Origin of the sequence: Synechococcus sp. FACHB-909, from assembly GCF_014698945.1 — a bacterium.
Lineage (GTDB): Bacteria > Cyanobacteriota > Cyanobacteriia > PCC-6307 > Cyanobiaceae > Cyanobium.
The window spans coordinates 1-17,280 of record NZ_JACJTY010000014.1 but is presented as its reverse complement, the minus strand read 5'-3'; the positions used below and the strand labels follow the sequence as shown (position 1 = coordinate 17,280).

Sequence of the window (17,280 nt, the reverse complement as noted above, 5' to 3'; positions counted from 1 at the left end):
GCCAGCGGCCATGGCCGAGCTGCAAGTCCGCTGGCATCAGGCCACACAGGAGATCCCGGAAGACCAGTGGCAGGCCCTGGTGGGGGGCACCAGGGAGGCTGCGGCCGAGGCGGTGGATCGCCCCTTCTACGGCTGGCGATGGCTGCACCACCTGGAGGCCAGCGGCAGCATCGTGCCCCGCCAGGGCTGGCAGGCCTGCCACCTGGGGCTCTGGCGCCAGGGGAGGCTGGTGGCCCTGGCCCCCCTGTACCTCAAGGGCCACAGCTACGGGGAGTTCGTCTTCGACCAGTCCTTCGCCCAGCTCGCCGGCCAGCTCGGCCTGCGCTATTACCCCAAGCTCGTCGGCATGAGCCCGGTGAGCCCGGTGCAGGGCTACCGCTTCCATGTGGCCCCCGGCGAAGACGCGGCGGCCCTCACCCAGCGGATGCTGGCTGAGATCGACGGCTTCTGCCGGCGCCAGGGAATCCTCAGCTGCAACTTCCTCTATGTCGATCCGGCCTGGCAGCCCCTGGCGGAGGCGGCCGGCTGCGCCCTGTGGATCAACCAGCAGAGCGAATGGCGCAACCCGGGCCATGCCGACTTCGAGGCCTATCTGGCCAGCTTCAATGCCAACCAGCGCCGCAACATCCGCCGCGAACGTCGCTCGGTGGCGGAGGCGGGGCTGACGGTCACGCCCCTGGCGGGGGAGGAGATCCCGCCGCGCCTGCTGGAGCGGATGCACCGGTTCTACGAGCAGCACTGCAGCCGCTGGGGGCCCTGGGGCAGCAAGTACCTCACCGAATCCTTCTTCCAGGCGGCCGCCACCGACCTGCGCCAGCACCTGGTGCTGTTCAGCGCCCATCGGGGCGAGCCGATGCAGCCCCTGGCGATGTCGCTGTGCGTGCACGATGCCACCGGCCTCTGGGGCCGCTACTGGGGCAGCGACATCGAACTCGACAACCTGCACTTCGAGGTCTGCTACTACGCCCCGATCGCCTGGGCGATCGAGCGCGGCCTGGAGAGCTTCGATCCCGGTGCCGGCGGCAGCCACAAGCGGCGCCGGGGCTTCGTGGCCCAGCCCCGGGCCAGCCTGCACCGCTGGTACGACCCCCGCTTCGACGCCATCCTGCGGGACTGGCTGCCGGGTGCCAACCGGGAGATGCACGCGGCGATCGCGGCGATGAACGCGGAGCTTCCCTTCACCGCTTCCTACGATCCCCCCCATGCACCGCGACCCGAACCCCCTTCAGAGCCTGGATGAGGCTCTCTCCCAGCGCTTCATCAACCTCGATGCAGCGGGCTACTTCCTGATCAAGGTGGATGCCGCCGCCGGCGAGCTGATCGCCGAGCACTACGCCAACGGCATCGATGAACGGGGACTGGCCACCGACCCCGACACCGGAGAGGTGCTCAGCTGCCGGGGCGGCGACCCGCGGGCACCCCGGGCCGTGTACCGGGGCCGCAGCGCCAAGGAACTCGGCATCGCCCTGACCGAGGGAGACGGCCCCTATCCCCTGTCGCGGCTCGACCATGCCCTCTACCTGGGCCGGGAGCTCCAGAAGGCGGAGCACTGTCTTGTGGCGTGCCTGCCCTACGTGCAGGACTAGCCCCAGCCCGCCCAGGGCCCGATTCAGCCGGCGGCGACGGGACGGCAGCGGCCGTCCATCATCAAGGCCCCGCGCCCGCCCCCTTTCTGCATGGCGTTTTCCTGAAAGGTGAGGGTGCGGCGGTCGATCGTGGTGTGGTGCTCCACGTCGTGGTGCTGGTCGGGATGCACCACCATCGGGGGCTTCAGCGACGCGATGCCCGGAAGCTGCTGGCTGGTCGGGGCATGGCCCATGGCCACTTCATCGCCGTCGTTATCGGAGAGGTGGAAGTTGTTGGATTCCTTTTCGAGAAAGGTGATCCGGTCGCGGGAGGTCTTCACCGGCAGGGTCTGGCCATCGGCGAAGCGCACCTGATCGTCCCCCCGCCCCACATCGACGCGGAAGTCGATCTGGCCGGTGGGATCGTCCCGGTGGCGGCAGATCATCGACTGGGGGCCCAAGGGATCCCAGCGGCTCAGGGCCAGGCCCAGCAGGCCGCATCCGGCGACGATCGCCAGGACCGAGGTGCGGGTGAAACGGCGTTTCGGTTCGGAGGTCTTCTGCATCACTGCGTCACCGATGCAGTGACTGGACCGTACTCCCGTCGCCGGTCAGGGCTGGAGCTCTAGGCGGGCTGGAGCTCCCGGGTGGTTTCGCGCGATCCCTCGGGCGGTTCCGGGGGCAGGGCGGCGAGCTGCTCCTGGATCTCGCGGGTCACCACGCCCCGGTATTCCTGGAAGTGCTCGTTGTGGGCGAGGGTCACCAGGAACTGCTCCAGGTTGTTGGGGTTGCGACGGGCGATGGTGAACAGGGAAGCCCAGAAGCGACCGCGGGTGTCGCGCTTCAGTCCCTGACGCCAGATCACGATCAGCAGGGCGCGGACATCGGTCCAGCTGGGCAGGCTGGCCTTGCCGAAGGCCGCCGCCGGCACGTACTGCTGCCAGCGGGGCTGGCCCATCTTCAGGTAGTAGTGCTTGACCCGGTCGATGTAGGCGTTCGGCTCGTAGAGGCGGCAGAAGGCATCGACGTACTCGTTGGCGATCTGGCGGATCGGCCGGGTGGGTACGAAGTTGAGCAGGTTGGTCTGGTTGACGCCCTTGGCGTCGGTTTTCTCCTGGACCAGCCGGCCTTCCTTCTCGAGGCGATGCCAGAGGCCGGTGTTGGGCAGGGCCTGCAGCATGCCCATCATCGCGGCGGGGATGCCGGTGCGGCTGACGAATTCGACGATGCGATCGCCGGCACCCTGCTTCTCGCCGTCGAAACCGATGATGAAGCCGGCCATGACCCGGATGCCGTAGGAGGTGATCCGGTCCACCGATTCCTCCAGGGAGCTGCGGGTGTTCTGCAGCTTGCGGGCCGTTTCGAGGCTGGCCTCGTCGGGGGTCTCGATGCCCAGGAAAACGCTGTCGAAGCGGGCCTCGGCCATCATCAGCATCATCTCGTCATCGGAGGCGAGGTCCACCGAGGCCTCGGTGGCGAAGCTGAAGGGGTAGCCGTGGGCGATCTGCCAGCGCTTGATCTCCGGCAGCAGCAGCTTGGCGTTGCGCTTGTTGCCGATGAAGTTGTCGTCGACCAGGAAGATCGAGCGGCGCCAGCCCAGGTCGTAGAGGTACTGGAGCTCCGCCACCAGCTGCTCGGGGGTCTTGGTGCGGGGTTTGCGCCCGTAGAGCACGATGATGTCGCAGAACTCGCACTGGAACGGGCAGCCGCGCGAGAACTGCACCGACATGGAGTCGTAGGCCTCCAGCTCGAGCAGATCGAAGCGGGGGATGGGGGTGCCGGTGACATCGGGCTTCTCCCCTTCGGCACTGAACCGGCCCTGGCGTTCGCCGCGCTCGATCGCCTCGATGAACATCGGCAGGGTGATCTCCCCTTCGTCGAGCACCTTGAAATCGGCCAGCTGCAGCTCAGGCGCGTCCGGGGTGGAGCTGGCGAACGGGCCGCCCACGGCCACCGGCAGGCCCCGCTGCTTGGCCTTGGCGATCTGGGCGGCCATGTCGGCCTTCTGGACGATCATCCCGGAGATCACCACCAGCTCCGCCCAGTTCCACTCGGCCTCCGTCACCTCGCGGACGTTGCGGTCGACCAGCTTCATCTCCCAGGTCTGGGGCAGCAGGGCCGCCACGGTGACCATGCCCAGCGGGGGAAGGAGAACCTTGCGGTTCACCAGCTCGAGAATCTTCTCGTAGCTCCAGAACGTCTTCGGGAATTCGGGATAGATGAAGAGGGTGCGCATGCTGCAGGTGCTTGGTGGATGGTCCGGTGGGGATGGTCCGTGGGCGATAGCGCGGCTGCGGCAGGGGTTCAGGCGGGTTCCGCTGCGCCGCAACCCTAGGAGGTTTCGGTAATTGTTCGATGGTTCTACCCCCTCCTCGCCTGGCCTGGGGCCGGAAGGGGGCGGATCCTCTGCTGTAATGATGGCCTTCCTCGCAGCAGCGTTCGTGGGTGTGGTGATCTATCTGGCGCTCGTCGGTGGCGGGCTGACTGCCGCCTTCCTGGCCACGGTCGTGCTCAAGGGCATCAGGCTGATCTGAGCCGCAGCGCTCCTTTCCGCCCCAGTTCCAGCACGCCCACCACCAGCCCCACGCCGCCGAGCAGGGCGAAGGTGGCAGGCAGCCCCACGGTCATCGCCAGGGCGGCGGCCACCAGCCCGCTCACGCCACCGCCCCCCAGAAAGGCGATCTGCCCCAGACCGGCCATGCGGCCGCGCAGGGCCATCGGCGCCCCCACCTGCAGAATCAGGTTCGATCCGGCCAGTAGGCCGGCGGTGCCGGCCCCCAGCAGCAGCGCCATCGCCAGGGCGACAGGCCCCCCGGACACGGCGGCCATCCCCAGCTGGGCCAGGGCCACCGCCACGGCGCAGCCCCCCAGCAGCAGCGCCGGCCGCTCACTCAGGGCGCGGCTGTTGCGCTGCAGCACCAGCCCGCCGGCGATGCTGCCGGCCGCCAGCACGCTGGTGAACAGGCCGAGGGCCTGCGGGGAAGGCCCGATCACCTCGGCGGCGATCAGGGGCGCCAGGCCCGGATGGAAGAAGCCCACCAGGCAGGCCACGGTGGTGAAGCGCAGCACGTGGCGCAGCGTCGGCCCGCAGCCCTGCCAGGCGGCCCCGAGGCTGGCCCCGGCGCCTCCGGCGCTGCGCTGCTCCAAGTCCCGGTGGGGCCTCAGCAGCCAGACCACAGTGGCGATCGGCAGCAGGTAGGAGGCCGCATCGATCGCCAGGGCCATGGCCGGCCCGGAGAGGGCCACGAGCCAGCCCCCCAGCGGAGGGCCCACCAGCTTGCCGACGTTGAACACCACCGAGAAGCTGGCCAGATAGGGGGCCACCTGCTCCGGCCGTTCCACCAGCAGCGAGCAGTACTTGCTGCGGGCCGTCAGCTCGAAGGAACTGGAGACGCCCACCACCAGCGTGCTCAGCAACAGCAACACCACCTGCCCCACCCCCTGGAGCAGGGGAATGGCGAGGGCCCCCAGGGCCGCCCCGCCGAACAGGCCCCACTGGGAGCGGATCAGCACCGTCTCGCAGCCCAGCCGATCCGTGAGCACCCCGGCCCGGCCGCTGACCACCAGGCTCGGCAGGGCCAGGGCGGCGAAATGCAGGGCGAGCAGCAGCGGATTGCCGGTGCCGGCCATCAGGATCCAGCCCTTGGCCGTCAGTCCGGCGAAGGAACCGGTGGTGCTCAGGCCGGAGGCGACCAGGAAGAGGGGGCGCTGGTGCCGCTGCAGCCAGCCGCCTCCGCTGCCGGGACTCAAGCCCGGCTCCGTGTCGCCGCCAGGGCTTCGCTCACCATCGCGCCGGCGCCGACCACCTCGCCGCGCAGGTCATAGGTGTCGGCGGCGGTGATTCGCACCGGCACCATCGTGCCCGGAGCGGCGCACAGCCCGCCCTCGCCGGGGCTGACGTGCACCTCCCCGTCCACGTCAGGGGCGAAGCGGGCGCAGCGGCCCAGCATCTCGCCGCTGGTGGGGTTCTCCTGTTCGATCAGCACGTCCACGATCCGGCCCACCCAGGCGGCGTTGCGCTCGGCGGCGATCGGCTGCTGCAGGGCCATCAGCCGGTCCCGGCGCTCGCTGGCGACCTCGGCGGGCACGGGATCCGGCAGGTCGGCGGCGGCGGTGCCGTCCTCCGGGGAGAAGGTGAACACGCCCACGTGGTCGAAGCGCTGCTCGGCCACGAAGGCCAGCAGATGCTCGAAGTGCTCCTCCGTCTCCCCGGGGAAGCCGACGATGAAGGTGGTGCGCAGCACGGCGTCGGGCAGCTGGTCGCGGATGCGCTGCAACAGGGCGCCGTTGACCCCGGTCTGCCAAGGGCGGTTCATGGCCCGCAGCACCTCCGGATGGCTGTGCTGCAGGGGGAGATCCAGGTAGGGCAGCACGTTGGGCACGTCCCGGTAGGCGGCCAGGACGGGTTCGGTGAGGCCGGTGGGGTAGGCGTAGTGGACCCGGATCCAGGGGATCTCCACCTCCCCCAGGGCCCGCAGCAGGTCGTCGAGGCGGGGCCTGCCGTAGAGATCCAGCCCGTAGTTGGTGGTGATCTGGCTGATCAGGATCAGCTCCTTCACCCCCTGCTCGGCCAGCAGGCGGGCCTCCGCCACGATCGACTCGATCGGGCGGGAGCGCTGGTCGCCCCGCAGCCGGGGAATGATGCAGAAGGCGCAGCGGTAGTCGCAGCCTTCGGCCACCTTCAGGTAGGCCACCGCTTCGGACGTGGTGCGGTAGCGCGGCAGGTGCTCGTCCCCCACGAAGGTGGGAACCTGGCTCACCCGGTTGACCCGCTCCCCGGCCTCCACCCGCTCCAGCACCTCGACGATGTGCTGGTAATCGCCGGTGCCGACGATGGCCTTGGCCTCCGGCAGGGAGTCCAGGAGTTCCTGCTGGAAATGCTGGGCCAGGCAGCCGGCGATGATCAGTTCCTTGCCCTGTTCAGCCAGTTCCACCAGGGTGCGGACCGATTCGGCGCGGGCGTCCTGGATGAAGCTGCAGGTGTTGACCACCACCACCCGTGCCTCGCTCTCGTCGGCGCTGACGCCGTAGCCCGCCTCGGCCAGCAGGCCGAGCATGTGCTCGGTGTCCACCCGGTTCTTCTCGCAACCCAGATGGGTGAAGGCCACGGTGGGCCGTTCTCGGCCGGGCTGGGGGGACATGGTGCTGCGGGAGGAAGGGGGGGACGGGCCTGCGGCCCGCTGGGGGCCGGGCGACAAACGCCGATCTCCACCCTATGCAAGCCCCTGCGGCTGCGAGAATCGCACCGTGATCCGTTGGTCCCCGTGACTTCCACCCGCCTCGCCAGTCGCCTCACGAGTCGCCGTCGCCCCGAGCCGGGTCGCCGCTGGGCGCGGGTGGTGATGGCCGTGCTGGCCACCATCGGCGTGATCGACACCGCCACGATCACCCTGAACCGCTGGGGGTTGATCGGCAACCTCAGCTGCCCCGGCGGCGCCGAGGGCTGCGACAAGGTCCTCAACAGCCCCTGGGGGAGCGTCTTCGGCCAGCCCCTGTCCCTGTTCGGCTTCCTGGCCTATGGCGCGGTGCTGGTGATGGCGGTGCTGCCGCTGCTGCTGAATGGCGAGGCCCGCACCACCATCAACGGGCTCAGCTGGTGGGGTCTGTTCCTGCTCAGCGCCGGCATGGCGGTCTTCAGCCTGGTGCTGGTGGGGGTGATGGCCTTCCAGATCAAGGCGTTCTGCACCTTCTGCCTGATGTCGGCCGCGATCAGCCTGACGCTGTTCGTGCTCAGCCTGATCGGCGGGGAGTGGGAGGACACCGGTGCCCTGCTCTTCCGTGGCGTGCTCACGGTGCTGGCCGTCGGCCTGATCGGCCTCGGCTGGGCCACCTCCCTGAACCGGCCCGAGTCGGCCACGGGCCCGGGCATGCCGATTCCGGTCACCTCGGCCAGCACGCCGGCCACCATCGCCCTGGCCGACCACCTCACCGCCACCGGCGCGGTGATGTATTCGGCCTACTGGTGCCCCCACTGCCACGACCAGAAGCAGCTCTTCGGCAAGGAGGCCAGCGCCAAGCTCAAGATCATCGAATGCGCCCCCGACGGTCGCAACAGCCAGGCCGCCCTCTGCGCCAGCAAGAACATCCAGGGCTTCCCCACCTGGGAGATCAAGGGCCAGCTCGATTCCGGCCAGAAGACCCTCGCCCAGCTCGCCGCCCTGAGCGGCTACAAGGGCTCGATCGCCAACTGAGCCGCCCTCACGCCTGAACCTGCCGCTTCACTCCTGCCCCACCGGGGTGGTGAAGGGTGAGCGGCCCCGCAGCTGCACCGTGTGGCGCCGCCAGAACGGCTGGGGCGCAGGACAATCGGTGCGGTGATGGCCGCCCCTGCTCTCGACCCGGAAGGCGGCGGCCTCCATCAGCAGCTCCGCCAGCACCAGCCGCTGGCGCAGGTCCTGCAGCAGCAACAGGCGGCGGCCCTGCTCCGGCGTCAGCGTCAGTTCCTGGTCGTGGGGCAGATCATGGGCGCGGCGCAGCAGGGGGGAGCGCTCATGGCCCGAGCGCTCGCTGCGCACCTGCCGCAGGGCGCCGATGAGATCGACGCCGCGGCGCTCCACGCCGGCCACCTGCCAGCAGAGGCGGCGCAGGTCGGCGATCGCGGCGAGCAGGGTGGCCTCATCGGGGCCCGAGCGCGCTTCGGCCTCGCTCAGGGCCGGGGACTCGCAGGGGGCTTCGAGGGGTGTGGGGGGAAGGGGCTGGGGCTGCAGATGGCGCAGCCGGCGGGCGAAGACCAGGCATTCCATCAGCGAGTTGCTGGCCAGCCGGTTGGCCCCATGCACCCCGGTGCTGGCCACTTCCCCCACCGCGTACAGGCCCCCCAGGCTGGTGGCCGCCTCCAGGTCGGTGCCGATGCCCCCCATCCAGTAGTGGGCGGCCGGGGCCACCGGAATCGGGGCGTCGCCGGGGGCCAGCCCCAGCTCCCGGCAGCGGCGCAGGATCGTCGGGAACTGGCGTTCCAGCCGTTCGCGGCCCACCGGCCGCAGGTCGAGCCACAGGTGGGTGACCCCCTGCTCGGCCATGCAGCGGGCCAGGGCGCGGCTCACCTGGTCCCGCGGCGCCAGATCGCCCCCCTCCAGGCGGGCCACCGGCGAGCGGCCGGCGTCGTCGAAGAGCCGGGCCCCCTCGCCGCGCACCGCCTCGCTGATCAGGAAGTGGGGGGCGTCCGGCAGCATCAGCGCCGTGGGGTGGAACTGGACGAACTCCAGATCCCGCACCCGGGCGCCGGCGCTCCAGGCCATGGCGACGCCGTCGCCGCTGGCCTGGGCCGGGTTGGTGGTGTGGGCGAACAGATGGCCGCCGCCGCCGCTGGCCAGCACCACCGCACCGGCCCTCAGCCAGCGGAGCCGCTGGCCTTCGAGCACCTGCAGGCCAAGGCACTGGCCGTTCTCCACCCACAGCTGCAGGGCGGGGATGCCCTTGCGCTGCTCCAGGCCAGGCCGGCGCTGCACCTCCCGCTCCAGGGCATCCACCAGGGCTCCCCCGGTGCGGTCCTGGGCGTGGAGCACGCGGCGGTGGCTGTGGGCCGCTTCCAGGGTGGTGCTCAGGCCCTGGGGGGTGCGATCGAATTCCATGCCCAGCTGCACGAGGCGCTCGACGCAGGCCGGCGCCTCCCGCACCAGCACCTCGACCGCGGCCGGATCGCAGAGCCCGGCGCCCGCCTTGAGGGTGTCGGCGATGTGGCTGGCGAAGCTGTCGTCGGCTCCGGTCACCGCGGCGATGCCCCCCTGGGCCCAGCGGCTGGCCGACGGGGGGGAACTGGATTTGCTCAGCAGCAGCACGCGCAGCTGCGGGGGCAATTCCAGGCAGGTCATCAGGCCCGCGGCACCACTGCCGACCACCACCACGTCCCAGTGGGGTGCCATGCGCGGATCCGGCTCATCCAAGCGGCTGGTTCACCCCTTTGCACCGTGCCTTGTGCAGCCGAGCCTATGGGACGGACGGTGGCGGGCCTGCGGCCACAAAAAAACCGCCGTGGTGACGGCGGTTCGGGAGGGGTCCGGGGGAGGACCGCCAGGGAGATCAGCGGTAGACGCCGTCGTTGATGCGATCGAAGCCTTCGTTCAGGGCGATCGCCGGGGGGGTGACGGTGAAGTTGCCCTTGTACTTGTTGAACAGCTCCTTCTGACGATCGGTCAGATCGAGGGACAGCACATCGTCGACGCTGTCGTAGGGACCACCCAGGACGATCTTGCCGGCCAGGGTCGGGTACATGCCGGGGTACTGCTGGAACCTGCGCACCGAGGCGTTGTTGAGATCCACCTTGCCGACGCTCTCGGCGAGCTTGTCGTCGATCTCGTTGCGGCGCTCCGCGGCGAGGGCGGCACCGGGCAGAAGCAGGGTCACGAGCAGACCGGCCAGGACCACACCACTCATCAACCAGGCAAGCAGCCGCTTCATCACGACACTCCTTAGGGGGATAGAACCAGGGGACCCTGGCAGGGACTGGGCAGTGATCCGCAGATCACCCCTGCAACGTTACAGAAGGCCCCCGGGTCTCCCTGCACAGGCGGGCGCGCTTTTGCAGTTCTTCAGATCAGGCCGCTCAGGTGGGGGGCCAGCAGGGCCGCCCCGAGGAACAGGCCATCGACGGCCAGGGTGGTTCCCACGGCCGCGGCGGCCACCCGCCAGGGCCCACCCAGCGACCAGAGGCGGCGGCAGAGGACCAGCAGCAGGCCCGCCGCCAGAGCGATCAGGGCCAGGGGCCAGGGCTGGAGCACCTGCAGGGCAGCGCCCTGGAGCAGGAGGGGAGCTTCGGTGAGGGGGGCGTTCAGCACCCGGGGCCAGAGGTCCATGAGGCCGGCGGCCGCCATCACCCCATCGGTGCTGGCGGTGCCCAGCAGGGAGCCCAGATAGAAGGCGCCCGCCAGGCGCCAGCGGCCGCCGAGGCCCGCCACCGCCAGGGGCAGGGCGAAGGCCTCGATCGGCAGATGCATCACCGGATGGAGCCGGAACCAACCCCAGAAGAGGCAGCCCCCCAGCCAGCTGCCGCAGAAGCCCACCAGCAGCACACCCAGCTGCTGCCACGGGCCCTGGCCCCGGCGCTCCAGCAGCAGGGCGAAGGCCATCAGGGGGATGGTGAACAGGGTCGCCGCCATCGGCGCGGCGCGCACCCAGGGGGCCTGCAGGAACACCGGCACGGTCACCAGCAGGGCCGCCGCCAGGGGCAGCACGGCCGCGGCCGGGACGGTGCCGAGCCGCAGGCCCGGCAGGGCCTCGGAACGGGCGGAAAGGGTGGGTGGAACCCCGAGCACCTGGTTGTGAAGAAAGTTGTGCAACCTTAAGGGGGTGGAGGGGTGCTTCCGTGACCCGTCCGGCCATAGGGTCAGCCGCAGTATCGGCTCCCCCCATGCCGCTGGTCGCCACGGCCGCCGCCCTGCCCCTGGTCGAGGCCTGCTGGCACGCCTTCGTTCTGGGGGTCGTGCAGGGGCTGACGGAATTCCTGCCGATCAGCAGCACGGCCCACCTCAAGGTGGTCCCGGTGCTCCTGGGCTGGGGTGATCCCGGGGTTGCCTTCACAGCCGTGATCCAGCTCGGGAGCATCGCCGCGGTGCTCGGTTACTTCCGCAAGGATCTGGCCGAGGTGAGCGCCGGGGTGGCCCGGGCCTTCCGCCATGGCCAGTGGAACGACCCGCCTGCCCGGCTGGGGGTGGCCATCGCCCTGGGCACCGTGCCCATCCTGCTGGCGGGTCTGGCGATCAAGGTGCTGCTGCCCGGCTACGAGACCTCCCCCCTGCGCAGCCTCACCTCGATCGCCATCGTCTCGATCGTGATGGCCCTGCTGCTGGCGGTGGCGGAACTGGTGGGCCGCCGCCGCCGCCTGCTCGAAGCGGTCACCCCCCGGGACGGCCTGCTGGTGGGGCTGGCCCAGGCCCTCGCCCTGATTCCCGGGGTGTCCCGCTCGGGCAGCACCCTGACGGCGTCCCTCTTTGATGGCTGGCAGCGTTCCGACGCGGCCCGCTTCTCCTTCCTGCTGGGCATTCCCGCCATCACCCTGGCGGGGCTGGTGGAGCTCAAGGCCGCCTTCGGCTCGGATGAAACCGGTGGCGTGATCCCGATGCTGGTGGGCATCGCGGCGGCGGCGGTGGTCTCCTGGCTGGCGATCGCCTGGCTGCTGCGCTTCCTGCAGCACAACAGCACCTGGATCTTCGTCGGCTACCGGCTGCTGTTCGGCCTGGTGATCCTGCTGGGCTTCCGGGGGCTGGAGGGGGTCACCCCCTGAAGGGGCGGGACCGCCACACTGGAGCCAACGTCCCTCGCCCCGCCGTCACCTCCCGTGTGGAAGGAGCCCTCCTCTGCCCTCGCCGGGCCCACCGCCCTCGCCGGGCCCGTCACCCAGCCCCGGCCTGCCCTTGTGGCGACGGTGGAGCCGGGTTCCATCGCCGAGGAGCTGGGGTTCCAGCCCGGTGACCGCCTGCGCAGCATCAACGGCATCCGCCCGCGGGATCTGATCGACGTCCAGGTGCTGCAGGGGGAGGAGGAGCTGGTGCTCGAGGTGGAAGATCCCGACGGCACCCTCCACGTGGTGGAGCTGGAAAAGGACCTGGATGAAGGGCTGGGGCTGGGCTTCAGCGAGGCCCTGTTCGACGGCCTGCGCCAGTGCAACAACCACTGCCCCTTCTGCTTCATCGACCAGCAGCCGCCGGGGCGCCGCGACAGCCTCTACCTCAAGGACGACGACTACCGGCTCAGCTTTCTCTACGGCTCGTACCTCACCCTCACCAACCTCACGGCGGCCGACTGGAGCCGCATCGAGGAGCAGCGCCTCTCGCCCCTGTTCGTCTCGGTCCATGCCACCGATCCGGAGCTGCGCAGCCGCCTGCTGGTCAACCCACGGGCCGCCCTGCTGCTGGAGCAGCTGGCCTGGTTCGCCGAGCGGCGGCTCCAGATCCACGCCCAGGTGGTGGTGTGTCCGGGGCTGAACGACGGCGAGGCCCTGGAGCGCACCCTCACCGACCTGGCGCGGTTCGCCACCGGACCCTGGCCCGCCGTGCTCTCCACCGCCGTGGTGCCGGTGGGTCTGACGCGCTTCCGTCCGGCCGGCGATGCCCTCAGGCCGGTCGACCGGGAGGGGGCCCTGGAGGTGATCGCCCGGGTCGAGGGACTGCAGCCCGCCTTCCAGGCCAGCACCGGCAGCCGTTTCGCCTGGCTGTCCGATGAGTGGTTCCTGATCGCCGGCCAGCCCCTGCCGCCGCGCGCCAGCTACGAGGATCTGCCCCAGCAGGAGAACGGGGTCGGCAGCATCCGCGCCTTCCTGGAGGACCTGGAGGGGGCCACCCGGGAGCTGCCCGCCAGCATCGCCAGCCCGCGCCGCTGCAGCTGGGTGGTGGGTCGCCTCGTGGCCGAGGCCCTGCAGCCGGTGGTGGAGAGGCTCAACCGGGTCGAGGGGCTGGAGCTGCTCCTCCATGGCCTGCCCAGCCCCTACTGGGGGCAGGAGCAGGTGGTCACCGGGCTGCTCACGGGTTCCGACCTGATCGAGGGCCTGCGCGGCCGTGACCTGGGGGAGGAACTGCTGCTGCCGCGGGTGATGCTGCGGGAGGGGGAGGAGGTGTTTCTGGACGACAGCACCCTCGCCGAGCTGCGTGATCGTCTGCCTGTGCCAGTTCGATTGCTGGGGGGTGCGGACGATCTGGTGGCCGCCTGCCTCGGCACCCCACGGGGAGATGCTTAAGCTCTGCCTGAAGCGAACGGTCCAACGTGAGGCGCCAACCACTCCTGCTCGCGGCACTGGTGGTGCTCCCGTCGTTCGGCCTCCAGGCGATGCCGGTGCGGGCCCAGTCCGCCCCAGCCCCAGCAGTCACGAGCCCTCCGGCCTCCCCGGCCCTGCCGCTGGCCCCTGAGGTCAAGGGTCCCCGGCCCAAGTCCAACCCCACGGTGCTGGCGCCCGCCGCCAAGGAGCTGCCCCCGGGTCTCCAGGATCTGATCGCCCCCAACCCCCTGGCCCTGCCGGTCAAGCCGTCCCAGGTGCGCATCCGGGAGCTGCGCCCCCTCGGCCTGGCCGATGTGGAAACCCTGGTCGAGGTCAACAACCCCGAGCTCAAGGCGATCGCCAGCCAGGTGGAGCAGGCCCAGTCGGCCCTGCGTGCCCAGATCGCCCTCTGGTATCCCACGATCCAGCTCAACGCCAACAGCCTGCCCACCTACACCGGCGGCGAGCAGTTCAGCAGCGCCTTCACGGGCACCGGCCAGCAGCCCGGCAACACGATCACCAGCATCTGGCGGATGTCGGCCGTGCTCCAGGCCAGCTGGGGCCTGATCAACCCCACCCGCACGCCGCAGATCGCCGCTGCCCGCGACCGCTTCGAGCAGGCCAAGAACCAGTACCTGATCGGCCTGCGGGCGCGGCGTCTGGAGGCGGCGGAGGCCTTCTTCGATCTCCAGGTCTCCGACGAGACGGTCCGCATCGGCCAGGAGTCGGTGCGCTCCTCCCTGGTGAGCCTGCGGGATGCGAAGGCCCGCTTCCAGGCCGGCGTGGCCACCAAGCTGGAGGTGCTGGAGGCGGAAACCCAGCTGGCCCGCGACCAGCAGGTGCTCACCCAGGGTCTGGCCGACCAGGCCATCGCCCGTCGCGCCCTCGCCGCCCTGCTCGACCTGCCCCAGGACATCACCCCCACCTCGAAGGAACCCTCGCGGGTGGTGGGTTCCTGGCTGCCGTCGCTGCAGGAGAGCATCATCGCCGCCTACGCCTTCCGCGAGGAGCTCGACAACGTCCTGCTCAACATCTCGATCGCCAACAGCGAGGCGAACGCGGCCCTGGGCGCGGCCCAGCCGTTCCTGAACATCGCCTACGGCCTCACCGGTGGCCGCACCCGGGGTGTTCAGTTCGCCAACCGCAGCACCCCGGGGGTCAACTTCGGCAATGAGGGCTGGTCGGTGGAGAACACCGTGGGCCTCAACCTCAGCTGGACGATCTTCGATGGTGGTGCCGCCCGGGCCAACTACCGCCGTCAGAAGCAGGTGGCCCAGGAGAACTCCTTCCAGTTCGCCCAGCAGCGGGACGCGATCCGCCAGCAGGTGGAAACCAACTTCTTCGAGCTGGAGAAGAACAACCGCAACATCACCACCACCTCCCGCGAGGTGATCTCCACCCGGGAATCCCTGCGGCTGGCCCGCCTCCGCTTCCAGGCGGGGGTCACCACCCAGCGGGAGGTGGTCGACACCCAGCGTGACCTCACCCAGGCCGAAGTGCGCTGGTCGACGGCCATCTCCGACTACAACAAGGCCCTGGCCCGGCTGCGGCGCTTCACCGGTCTCGACCAGGTCGGCCTGTGCCAGCGCCAGGCCCTGCCGGCCACCAGCCCGAGGGCGGCCGGCACCTCCGAGATCCCCGTGGAGCCCCAGCCCCTGATCCCGGCCTGCCGGGCGGGCAGCCCCACCGGGCCCGAGGCGCTGCCGCCGGGGTCCTGACGCCCGTTGTCGTCACCTCTCCGCCCCGGCCTGACTCTCCCCGCCACGGTGCGCCTGGGCCTTTTCCAGGGTTGCCTGGGCTGCCTGGCCGTGATCTTCTCGGGGCTGCTCAACCGGATCATGCTCAGTGAGCTGGGCTTCCCCGGACTGCTCGTGGGCGGTGCCCTGGCCTTCGAGCAGTTCGTGGCCCCCTCCCGGGTGCTGTTCGGCCAGATCTCCGATGCCCATCCCCTGGCCTCCCGCCACCGGGTCCCCTACGTGCTGCTCGGCACGGCGGCCTTCTGCCTGCTGGCGGTGCTGTCGGTGCCGCTGATCTTCCGGGTGGGGCGCCTGCTCGAGGACGGCAGCCAGCCTGGCCTCGCCTTCGGGATCGCCGCCCTCTGCGGCCTTTTCGCCCTCTACGGCCTGGCGATTTCCCTGGCCACCACCCCCTACCTGGCCCTGGTGATCGACCGCACCAGTGAGCAGGAGCGACCCCGGGCGGTGAGCATCATCTGGTGCATGCTCACCGTCGGCATCGTCATCGGTGCCGTGTCCATCGGTGTGAGCCTGCGGTCCCTGGACGGGGTGAGCGATCCGCTGGTGCTGGAGGCGACCCTCTCCCGCTTCATGGCGACCGTGGCCGGGGCGGTGATGCTCCTCACGGTGGTCGCCACCTGGGGCATGGAATCCCCCCTGAGGGAGCGCAGCGACGGGACGGTGGTGCCGCGGGAGGACGCCATCGGCCTGCGCCAGTCCTGGAGCCTGATCACCTCCAGCCGTCAGGTGCTGATCTTCTTCTCCTTTCTGATCCTGTTCACCCTGGCGCTGTTTCTGCAGGACCCGGTGCTCGAGAGCTACGGCGCCCAGGTGTTCGCCATGCCGATCGCCGCCACCGCCCAGCTGAACGCCTTCTGGGGTGTCGGCACCCTGGTCGGCCTGCTGCTCGCGGGGCTCTGGGTGGTGCCCCGGCTGGGGAAGATGGCCACCGCCCGCCTCGGCTGCCAGCTGATTGCCCTGTCCCTGTTGCTGCTGCTCGTGGCGGGCCTGACCACCCGGATCCCCTTCCTGCAGGCCGTGATGGTGCTGTTCGGCCTGGCGGCCGGGATCGGCACCAACAGCGCCCTCTGCCTGATGCTCGACCTCACCCTGCCCCAGGCCGCCGGCACCTTCGTCGGCGTCTGGGGCCTGGCCCAGGCCCTCTCACGGGCGATCGGCAAGCTCCTCGGCGGCGGCCTGTACGACATCGGGCGTTCGCTGCCGCTGGGGGACGGGCCCTATGGACCCTTTGCCCTGGTGCTGGGCGTCGAGCTGCTGGTGGCCCTGGCGGCCCTGCTGCTGCTCGGGTATGTCAACGTGCGCCAGTTCCGGGAGGACACCTCCCGCAGCCTCAGCCAGGTTCTGGAGATGGAAATGGGATGAAGGTCATCACCCCGCACCCCCTCGATTCCCGTCTGGAGTCCCTGCTCGACCGCGTTGCCGAGCGTCAGCGGGCCGACTTCGGCCACAGCCAGCCGGATCTGAAGGCGGATGGATCCTTCATCACGGCCTGTGATCGCTGGAGCGACGCCACGCTGGTGGAGGGACTGGCCGAGCTGTTCCCCGGGGAAGGGGTCTTGAGCGAGGAGGGCCGCCAGCAGGTGCCCGCCACGCCGGCCTACTGGGTGGTGGATCCCCTGGATGGCACCACCAATTTCGCCGCCGGCATCCCCTACTGGGCGATCTCGATGGCCCGCTTCGAGGCCGGAGTGCCGGTCCTGGCGATCCTCGATGTGCCGCCGCTGCGGCAGCGGATCGTGGCCATCCGGGGCGAGGGGGCCTGGCGCAACGGCAAGCCCATCCCGCTGCCCGCCCAGCAGCTCCACAACGCCGGCTGCGCCTCGCTCTGCAGCCGTTCGATCCGGGTGCTCCAGAAGCTGCCCCACCGTCCGTTCCCCGGCAAGATCCGGCTGCTGGGCGTCGCCAGCCTCAATCTTGTGTCCGTGGCCATGGGGCAGACCATGGCGGCCCTGGAGGCGACACCGAAGATCTGGGACCTGGCGGCGGCCTGGCTGGTGCTCGAAGAGCTGGGCTGTCCGCTGCGCTGGCTGGGGCCGAGCCCCCAGGGGCTGCAGCCCGGCCAGGACCTGGCCCAGACGGACTTCCCGGTGCTCGTGGCCAACCGTCAGGAGACGTTGGAGCGGTTCATGCCCTGGGCGGAAGCCCTGGAGACAAGGGGCCCCGCAAATCACGTGATATGATTTTGGACTGCGCCCCAGAGAGCGAGAGCTCGAGCGGGGGGCAGGCTTACGGGATCGAGAGGCGCGAGCCGACGGTGTTGTAAGTTTTCTGA

General features: G+C 70.3%; 16 protein-coding genes. 9 read left to right on the top strand and 7 right to left on the bottom strand.

The genetic code is table 11. The annotated features are described in order from the left end of the window. The first annotated feature begins 10 nt into the window (after positions 1-10). Together H6G99_RS15925 and H6G99_RS15920 are read left to right on the top strand one after the other, a co-directional pair. Positions 11-1,240, top strand: a complete 1,230-nt coding sequence (locus H6G99_RS15925) for a GNAT family N-acetyltransferase (protein ID WP_094587364.1) — start codon at positions 11-13, stop codon at positions 1,238-1,240. Further along, positions 1,203-1,586, top strand: coding sequence for a DUF4346 domain-containing protein (locus tag H6G99_RS15920; protein ID WP_190612566.1), 384 nt, complete (start codon positions 1,203-1,205; stop codon positions 1,584-1,586). The genes H6G99_RS15925 and H6G99_RS15920 overlap by 38 nt, the downstream gene beginning before the upstream one ends. Positions 1,587-1,609: 23 nt before the next feature. On the opposite strand, the gene H6G99_RS15915 is transcribed toward H6G99_RS15920, so the two are convergent. Then, a complete protein-coding gene (locus H6G99_RS15915) occupies positions 1,610-2,131 on the bottom strand; it encodes a hypothetical protein (protein WP_190612565.1) in 522 nt (173 codons plus the stop codon). A gap of 59 nt (positions 2,132-2,190) precedes the next feature. After that, a complete protein-coding gene (locus tag H6G99_RS15910; protein ID WP_094587361.1) occupies positions 2,191-3,801 on the bottom strand; it encodes a B12-binding domain-containing radical SAM protein in 1,611 nt (536 codons plus the stop codon). 181 nt (positions 3,802-3,982) lie between these two features. Here H6G99_RS15910 and H6G99_RS16680 point away from each other — a divergent pair, with 181 nt between their 5' ends. Then, the gene (locus H6G99_RS16680; protein ID WP_502690441.1) at positions 3,983-4,099 is read left to right on the top strand and encodes a cytochrome b6-f complex subunit 6; all 117 of its coding nucleotides are present in this window, start codon (positions 3,983-3,985) and stop codon (positions 4,097-4,099) included. Here H6G99_RS16680 and H6G99_RS15900 read toward each other — a convergent pair. Both H6G99_RS15900 and rimO read right to left on the bottom strand, forming a co-directional pair. After that, complete coding sequence (locus tag H6G99_RS15900; protein WP_190612564.1) at positions 4,086-5,315, bottom strand: MFS transporter; 1,230 nt, start codon at positions 5,313-5,315, stop codon at positions 4,086-4,088. The genes H6G99_RS16680 and H6G99_RS15900 overlap by 14 nt on opposite strands. After that, complete coding sequence (rimO, locus tag H6G99_RS15895) at positions 5,312-6,706, bottom strand: 30S ribosomal protein S12 methylthiotransferase RimO (RefSeq protein ID WP_190612562.1); 1,395 nt, start codon at positions 6,704-6,706, stop codon at positions 5,312-5,314. Before rimO ends, H6G99_RS15900 begins: the two co-directional genes overlap by 4 nt. A gap of 123 nt (positions 6,707-6,829) precedes the next feature. Between rimO and H6G99_RS15890 the strand changes: the two genes are divergently transcribed. Then, positions 6,830-7,756 (top strand): vitamin K epoxide reductase family protein, encoded by a 927-nt coding sequence (locus H6G99_RS15890; protein ID WP_190612560.1) that lies wholly within the window; start codon positions 6,830-6,832, stop codon positions 7,754-7,756. 27 nt (positions 7,757-7,783) lie between these two features. Here H6G99_RS15890 and nadB read toward each other — a convergent pair whose 3' ends face one another. The 3 genes from nadB to H6G99_RS15875 form a co-directional block, all read right to left on the bottom strand. After that, on the bottom strand, positions 7,784-9,427 hold the full coding sequence (gene nadB / locus H6G99_RS15885) for an L-aspartate oxidase (RefSeq protein ID WP_190612558.1): 1,644 nt from the start codon (positions 9,425-9,427) through the stop codon (positions 7,784-7,786). 157 nt (positions 9,428-9,584) lie between these two features. Further along, entirely contained in the window at positions 9,585-9,962 is a 378-nt protein-coding gene (psbU, locus tag H6G99_RS15880) for a photosystem II complex extrinsic protein PsbU (protein WP_094587356.1), read from the bottom strand. A 131-nt stretch (positions 9,963-10,093) separates the two neighbouring features. After that, a complete protein-coding gene (locus H6G99_RS15875; protein WP_353617270.1) occupies positions 10,094-10,816 on the bottom strand; it encodes a DUF3120 domain-containing protein in 723 nt (240 codons plus the stop codon). A 95-nt stretch (positions 10,817-10,911) separates the two neighbouring features. Here H6G99_RS15875 and H6G99_RS15870 point away from each other — a divergent pair, with 95 nt between their 5' ends. The 5 genes from H6G99_RS15870 to H6G99_RS15850 all read left to right on the top strand — a co-directional run bounded on the left by H6G99_RS15870 (position 10,912) and on the right by H6G99_RS15850 (position 17,188). Continuing rightward, positions 10,912-11,784 carry an undecaprenyl-diphosphate phosphatase gene (locus tag H6G99_RS15870; RefSeq protein ID WP_190612557.1) on the top strand — a complete coding sequence of 291 codons (873 nt, stop codon included), beginning with the start codon at positions 10,912-10,914 and terminating at the stop codon, positions 11,782-11,784. Positions 11,785-11,838: 54 nt separating this feature from the next. Next, a complete protein-coding gene (locus H6G99_RS15865; protein ID WP_094587353.1) occupies positions 11,839-13,233 on the top strand; it encodes a TIGR03279 family radical SAM protein in 1,395 nt (464 codons plus the stop codon). 89 nt (positions 13,234-13,322) lie between these two features. Continuing rightward, entirely contained in the window at positions 13,323-14,969 is a 1,647-nt protein-coding gene (locus H6G99_RS15860; RefSeq protein WP_199297264.1) for a TolC family protein, read from the top strand. A 6-nt stretch (positions 14,970-14,975) separates the two neighbouring features. Then, entirely contained in the window at positions 14,976-16,370 is a 1,395-nt protein-coding gene (locus tag H6G99_RS15855) for a BCD family MFS transporter (RefSeq protein WP_190612555.1), read from the top strand. After that, positions 16,367-17,188, top strand: coding sequence for an inositol monophosphatase family protein (locus H6G99_RS15850; protein ID WP_190612553.1), 822 nt, complete (start codon positions 16,367-16,369; stop codon positions 17,186-17,188). The genes H6G99_RS15855 and H6G99_RS15850 overlap by 4 nt, the downstream gene beginning before the upstream one ends. Positions 17,189-17,280 lie beyond the last annotated feature (92 nt).